Source organism: Pelomonas sp. KK5, assembly GCF_001984095.1.
Lineage (GTDB): Bacteria > Pseudomonadota > Gammaproteobacteria > Burkholderiales > Burkholderiaceae_C > KK5.
On sequence record NZ_LYVQ01000330.1, the window covers coordinates 1 to 5,138 of the forward strand.

5 protein-coding genes are annotated in these 5,138 nt (G+C 70.5%); 1 reads left to right on the forward strand and 4 read right to left on the reverse strand.

What is annotated here, in order from left to right; all coding sequences use genetic code 11:
* The 4 genes from B0W88_RS29520 to B0W88_RS29535 form a co-directional block, all read right to left on the reverse strand.
* A partial coding sequence (locus B0W88_RS29520; protein WP_077038102.1) for an ImpA family type VI secretion system protein occupies positions 1-955 on the reverse strand: 955 nt, incomplete at its 3' end.
* 4 nt (positions 956-959) lie between these two features.
* Positions 960-2,012 carry a type VI secretion system baseplate subunit TssG gene (gene tssG / locus B0W88_RS29525; protein ID WP_077038103.1) on the reverse strand — a complete coding sequence of 351 codons (1,053 nt, stop codon included), beginning with the start codon at positions 2,010-2,012 and terminating at the stop codon, positions 960-962.
* Entirely contained in the window at positions 2,009-3,889 is a 1,881-nt protein-coding gene (tssF, locus tag B0W88_RS29530) for a type VI secretion system baseplate subunit TssF (protein ID WP_077038104.1), read from the reverse strand. Before tssF ends, tssG begins: the two co-directional genes overlap by 4 nt.
* A gap of 199 nt (positions 3,890-4,088) precedes the next feature.
* Positions 4,089-4,754, reverse strand: coding sequence for a PEP-CTERM sorting domain-containing protein (locus B0W88_RS29535; protein ID WP_077038105.1), 666 nt, complete (start codon positions 4,752-4,754; stop codon positions 4,089-4,091).
* 166 nt (positions 4,755-4,920) lie between these two features.
* Here B0W88_RS29535 and B0W88_RS29540 point away from each other — a divergent pair.
* Positions 4,921-5,138: heme-binding protein (locus B0W88_RS29540; RefSeq protein ID WP_198937975.1), on the forward strand; the 218-nt coding region annotated here is incomplete at its 3' end.

Sequence of the window (5,138 nt, forward strand, 5' to 3'; positions counted from 1 at the left end):
TGACGTGGGCGACCTCGCTGAAGCGGCGGCCCCACAGGCGCTCGGCCTGCTTCAGCAGCACGGCCACCGGGCTGGAAGGTTCATGCTGCTCGATCCACTGGCGAGCCTGGCGCAGGTTCTGTCGGATGCGTTCGCGGTCTTCGCCGAGGCTGCCGGTATTCATCGGGACGCGCGCTTCCTGCTTTCTTGCCGGCCCCGGCAGCAAGCTGGCGAGCGGGGCCGGGCCGGTGATGTCCAGCGACTCCAGCGCCTGCAGCAGCGAGCCGAACTCGGGCGCCTCCGCGGCCAGCTGCTCGCGCGACCAGTCGCGGATGGCACGCACCAGGGCGGCCGCCTCGATGAGCGCCATCAGCGTCTCGCTGCGCTGTGCGCGCAGCTCATGCAACTGGTGGCGCACGGCGTCGGCAGGCAGCGCATCGGCCGCACGGCTGCGAGCGAAGGCGCGCTCGACATCGCGCACCAGCAGCCGGGTACCGCTGCCGCCACTGATCGGCAACTGGCGCAGTTGGCTGAGCAGGCCGTCGGCATCGGCCAGCTCGCCGATGGCGTTGGCGCGCAGCGCGGGATCGGGCTCGCCGTCGATGAGCAGTTGTGGATGCAGCTGGGCGGGCCAGGCGCGCATCAGGTCCAGCAACCACTGCAGGCCGTCCCGCAGGCCCGGGGCGCCGGCGCGAGCGAGTCGCGCCCGCGTGTAGGCGACCAGCAGGCTGATGTCCCGCGAGCGGTTCAGCAGCGCGAGCGCGCCGCTTTCCACGGCCAGCCAGTCCGGTCCCGCGGCCTGCTGGACGAAGCTGCCGAACTGCACCTCGGCGCGCGGCCGCAGCAGGGCCTGGAACACCGCGTAGTCGGCGTCGACTTCAAGCCAGGGCCCGCAGGGCTGGGCGTCGGACAGCGCGCGCAGGCGCTCATCCTGCGGCTGGCCGCGCGAGCCGAAGAACTGGGGCAGCTTGAACATCACCTCAAGCCTCCCGGGTGGCGTAGGACTCGGGCTCGAACACGAGGCCGGTAACGGCCTCCCCGACGCGTCCGCCGGCCTCGCCCATCCAGGTGGACCAGCCGAGCTGGCCATGCTCCTCGCCGAGGCGGCAGGCCGGCGCGTGCCGGGTTTGCACCAGCAACTCGACCTCCCAGGCGTACTCCAAGCCGATGAAGGCGCGCACGATCTCGACCAGGGCCGGGAGGTCATGTGCGCCGCGGTGGCCGGCGGGCGTCAGGCGCAGATACTGTTCGAGCGTCAGCGGCCCCATCACCAGGCGGAAGCGCGACTGACGGTCCGGCACGGCCTCTCCGGCCATTGCGCCTTCGCCGATCACCGCAGCGGCGCCGGGACGACCCATGCGGCTGGTGTCCTCCTCGTCCAGCGTCATCCAGCGCAGGCAGTACTCGCGCAGGCGCACGGCGACGCCGAAGAACTGGCGGATCGTGGCCACCAGCCCGTCGGGATTGCGCGCGGCGCGCACGCGGTGGGCGGCGCTGGCCCAGCGCGCGTGCGGGGGGAGGGCGCTGGTGGTGCAGAGGTCCGGCTCGTCGCCTGCGAGGCGGGCGATGTAGTTGCTGAAGGTCTCGGCGCCGGGGCGGTCCAGCCCGGCACAGGCCTGCGACTGGGCCCAGGCGCGGTAGAGGTGGCTCAGGGCACGGTGGTGGAAGAGGTCCAGGAAGTCCGCCTGGGTGGGATCCCGGCGAGCCTCGCTGCGTTCGCGGACCTGCTCCGTCATGTGCAGCGGCAAGGGGCCGTTGGGGCCCAGCATGCCCAGGCCGAAGGTCTTGATGGAGAGCTTGCCGGCGTCGTCCTCGATGCGTGCCAGCTCGCGTGGCGCGAAGGCGAGAGAGGCCTGCTGGCCCAGCCGGAAGGCTTCCTGGCACGGCAGTTGCGCCTGGCCGACCGGTGGCAGCTGCGGATGGCGGGCGGCCATCCGCCGCAGCAGGGGGACGAGGCCGTGCTTCCACGGCTGGCGGCTGGCGCCGTGCGGCGCCAGGTCGGGCATCTCCAAGCAGGGGTCGCGGGCGGTCATGCGGCCTCCCTCAACCCCATGCGCGGCGCCCAGTCGGCGACGCGACCGCGCTGCATGGCCGCCAGCGAGGTGCGCGAGAACACGTTGATGGCCACGTGCCGCGCGAAGTAGTGATCGAGCACCAGGCCCAGCTGATAGGGGCTGGTGCCGCTGAAGTTGTCCTCGTCGACGGTCAGCGCGACATGCACGCCGCGCCCGTAGACCAGGGGGCCGGACCCCGGCAGGCGGCGCGTCTCCGGTTCGATGCGGCAGCCGACCAGGCTGGCCACCTGGCGCTCGGCGACGGCGTTGTCGGTCCCCACGAACAGGCGCAGCATGTCGCGCAGGCCCTGGGCGCCTTCGCGATGGGACAGCTCGGTCAGCGGCAGGTAGTTGTAGTTCAGCTGCCGGATCAGCCGCCAGGCGGTCTCGCCCTGGGCATGGGGCGGGCGTGGCACCGTAGGCTCGCGCAGCAGGCCCACGCCGCTGACCGGCACCGACTCGGCCAGGGTCAGGTCTTGACGGCCGTTGCGAGGCACCAGGCGGGGCAGGTCGCGATTGGTCAGCAGGGCCTCGACCTGCAGGTAGCGCAGCTCGTCGGCGTAGGGCGCCTCGTGCTGGTCGACCAGGCTGGCGAACACCTCGGTGCCGATGTAGGGCGTGCGGGTGCCGTACTTGCGCGCGCTGTCGGAGGCCAGGCGCGGCTCGCGGCGCAGCGAGAAGTAGCGGCCGTGATTGCCTTCGTCCTGGTTCAGCGTCTGGTAGAGCGCGCGGAAGGTCTGCGGCTCGGCGGTGCTGCCGCGCAGTCCCTGCAGGCTCGTGATGCTGAACACCTCGAAGTCCGTCGGCCGGGTTCGGTCGGGGACGATGTGGTGTTCGCTGCGATCGCTGCGCAGCTCGATGCGGTCGGTGCGCATCGGGAAGAGATTGACCACCGGCGTGCAGTGCAGGGCGAACTGGCGGGCGTCCACCAGGCCCGTCAGGGCGCCGGGCGCGCGCGTCAGCAGGATGACCACCTCGGCCTCGTTGCCCTCGATGCGGGACAGGGCCGGCGCCAGCTGCGTGAGCCTGAAGAAATAAAAGCGCGCCGGGCAGGCGAAGTACTCGTGCAGCAGGTTGTGGCCGTGCCAGACGTTCCAGGGCAGCGGCAGCAGGGACTGCCCGGGCGCCAGGCCCTCATGGGCGACAGCGCCGTGGATGACGACATGCGGCTGCCGGTCCAGCTGTTGCGGCACGCCGGTGACGCTGCCGGCGCCGCCGGCGTGGATCAGCTCGTGCAGGTGCGAGGCCAGCGCTTCGGCGCCGGACAGGTAGACCGAGATTTCATCGAGGCCTTGCAGCTCCGAGAACTTCAGGGCGCCGGTGGTGCGCAGGCGCAGGCGCAGCGAGCCCTGGAGGCGGACGTGCGCGGGCAGGTGGCGGCCCAGCGAGGGGATGTCCGGCGGCACGCCGCCGAGCTTCGCCTCGACGATCTCGACCGGCCACAGCCGCAGGTCCTGGCCGGTACGGAACTCGCAGGCAGTAACTTCTCCCGCCGGCACCGCCGCGTACAGCGGCGTGCCGCGCGGCACCGCGAAGCCCTTGCTGAAGTCGCCCTGGCGTGCATCCGGAAAGAACTGCGCGACCGCCATCGACGGTGTCGGGCTGATGTAGTTCGGGTAGAGCACCTCAAGCAGGCGCTCGGTGAAGCGGGGGAACTCCGCGTCGAGCTTGAGGCGCATGCGCGCCGACATGAAGCAGAAGGCCTCGATCAGGCGCTCCACGTAGGGATCGGCGACCTCGATGCCGTGCATGCCGAGCCGGCGTGCGACCTTTGGATGCTGCGCCGCGAAGCCGGCTGCGCTCTCGCGCATGAAGCTCAGTTCTTCGTTGAAATAGGCGAGCAGCCGAGGGTCCATGGGTACTGCAGCAATGGCTTGGCGAGAGACTCGATGCGGGCCATTCTGGAAGTCGGCGGACGCTGTGTCCGCGCCGAGCTAGGGACGCTGGGCAGGTGAATTTTTCGAAGCTGCAGGGGGTTGTCGGGGGGCGCTAGCGGCTGCGCGGCAGCAATGAAGAAGGCCCGGCAAGCCGGGCCTTTCATTTGTTCGACGGGGCTTACCGGCGCGGCCTGCGACGGGCGACGAAGGCGACGGCGCCGAGGCCGGCCAGCATCAGGGCATAGCTCTCGGGTTCCGGGACCGGCGAGGTCATCACGACCCGCACGTCGTCCAGCGAACTGCCGAAGCCGTCGACGGTGCCGAGCGCGGCGAAGCTCAGCAGCGTGGACGTGCTGGTGGCGACGAAGGTGGTGGTGAAGGTCGTCCAGTGGTTCTTGTCGTCGGTGATGGTGGCCATGGCCGGCGCATCGCCGTTCAGGTCGCCGATGACGTAGTGCAGGCCGGAGCTGGAGGCCGGTACGCTGACCGGGTTGGCCACCGATTCGAAGGGCCGGTTCGAGTACTGGAACGAGAAGGTGTAGGTGGCGCCGACGACGGTGGCGATCGTCTGCGAGATCGTGTTGTTCTTGCCGTTGCCGTTGTTGGCGACGTCGGTGTCCAGCTCGGCGAAATTCTTGCCTTCGGCGGCCGTGCCGACGCGGTTGTCGCGGATCTCGATCTCGGAGTTGAGCGTCCAGCCGCTGATGGTCTGGAAGGTGCCGTACGAGTTGTTGGCGACGGTGGGCGATTCGAAACCGCCGTTGGCGACCAGATTGGTCTGCGCGAGGGCGGCGCCCGAGGCGCCCGCCACGAGCAGCGCGCACAGGTACTGCTTGTTCTTCATCTGTGAACTCCTTTGGGTGGTCTGCGGACAGGTGCAGTCCGTGCCGGATTCTTCGCAGCGGGATTCGCGGCCTCCATCCCGCAGTCGGCAGCGGCGTGGCGAGCGCCTGCCAATTGCGTCACGGATCGCTGTGACGAACCCGGGCTCGCCCCCTAAGATCGCGCCCATGAACGACGCACTGGACCAGGACATCGCCCGCATCGCCGAACAGGAACGGCGGCTGCGCTTCGAACGCTTCAGCGCCGATACGGCCTGGGAACTCGGCAGCCGGCTGCGCGAGGCGGCCCGCGCGCGGGGCGTGGCGGTGACGATCGAGATCCGCCTGGCCCGCGAGACGGTCTTCTTCCACGCGATGCCCGGCACGGCCGCCGCCAATGCCGATTG